Origin of the sequence: Vibrio olivae (assembly GCF_042428525.1) — a bacterium.
Taxonomy (GTDB): domain Bacteria; phylum Pseudomonadota; class Gammaproteobacteria; order Enterobacterales; family Vibrionaceae; genus Vibrio; species Vibrio olivae.
Window position 1 is genome coordinate 1 of record NZ_JBHMEP010000040.1, and the last position, 1,679, is coordinate 1,679.

1 protein-coding gene is annotated in these 1,679 nt (G+C 49.9%); it reads right to left on the reverse strand.

Features of this window, described 5'->3' with window-relative positions:
* Positions 1–1,679, reverse strand: a 1,679-nt coding sequence (locus ACFFUV_RS23330) for a coiled-coil domain-containing protein (protein ID WP_390198296.1), incomplete at both ends; no start/stop codon positions are given.

The window sequence follows — 1,679 nt, forward strand, 5'->3', positions numbered from 1 at the left end:
ATAAGCGCAATTTGGGCGTCCTGCGTGGTGCGTTCCGCCGCCAATTCCGCTGCCCGTTGTTGGTTGGCAATATCGACCATATCGTTTGCTAACTGTTGACGTAACGCCGTAATTTGGTCGTTCAACGCTTTGCGGGCTTTGGTCGTCAAATTCGCCTCCGTGCGCAACTGCAATTGTATATCCGCAATCGCACGGGCGTTGGCGGCTTGACGTTGCGCCCTCTGTTGGTCGAACGAATTTTTTATTAAGGCAATCCGGGCGTCCTCGGCTTTACGCAAAATATCGGTTTCCGCTTTGGCGGCGTTCCGGTTTTCCTGTTGACGTTGTGCCGCCTGTATTTTCCTTTCGGCGTCCAAATCCGCCCCCTCGGTTTTCAGATTAACGGCAATATCAACGGCACGTCCCACGTTGTCGATTTGCCCCTGTATTGCTTCAATTGCATCATCAACCTTTACTTTGTCAATCTTACCGTCCAAATCGACGTCAATTCTAATTTTACTATCGCCACGGGCTTTGGCTGTGTTGACCTGCAATAAAATTTCATGTAATTGTTTCAACTTTGCCCGGTTCGCCTCTAAATCGTCTAATTCTTGACCGTAAAAACCGACCGATTTGTTGTGCGCCTTTGTGCGTTCCTCCAATATTTCGTCCTCAATCTTTCGGGTTTCGGACAATGAAGCGTTTCGGGCTTTGGCAACGTTTAATTCCCGGTTCAATTGGGCGACACGCTCGTTGCTTACTCGGTTCATTTCGGTTGCCTCGGTTTCCAAATAGTCCAACCAAACCTTTTGCGCTTCGTTCAACTTCTGTTGGTTCTTTGCCGATTTGTCGGTATTGGACGCAAACAGGACTAACGCCCCGACAACGGTAACTAATGCCAAAGCCAACAGGACGTAAGGATTGGCGTACGCAACGAGATTGAACGCCTTTTGCGCCACGGTCGCCGCCAACGTCGCCTTCGTCCCCTGCATGGTAACAAGGCGGTTATAAACTTGCGCTTTGCTCAATGCCGCCATTTGAATACGGGAAATACCCAACATAACCGCCGATTGCTTTTGCACGGCATTTTGTATCGCCTGTACTCCGGTCGTAATAGCAATTACCGCCTGTAACTTTTTTTGCGCCTCTTGTACGTCCTCACTTTCCGCCCCGAACAATTCCATTGCCCCGGTAAATGCTGCAAAGCCACCGGACGCCGCCGCCGCCGCACCTAACACGGCATCCAAATTGGACGTATCCGACGCCATGCGGGTAATTTCGTCGGTCGCATCCCTGACCGCATCCCGCAACATTGCCGTTTCTTTGCTCAACTGTTGGTATTCCGCCGTCCCCTGTTTGCCCTCCAAACGTAACAACGCCAATTGCTTTGTTTGGTTCTCTATTTGGGTTGTCAGTCCTTTTGCGGCGTCGGAATAGTTACCCACGTTCAACGACGTTTTCCCGGTCGCTTCCTGCAACCGCTTCATTTCCTCGTATATCGCTTTTGTTTCCGCAACCAACTTGCGCCCGTCCTCGGTCGCCTCCCTTTCCTCAACTGTCATATTGTTAAGAAAGATTTTGTTAAGGGAATATTGTGCTGATAACCTGTTATATGAACCCTCGGCGGATTGGTTGATTTTGACAACAAGTTTGTTTATTTCGTTTGCCTCCTTTTGGGCTTGCTTCAATTCTGCCAACCG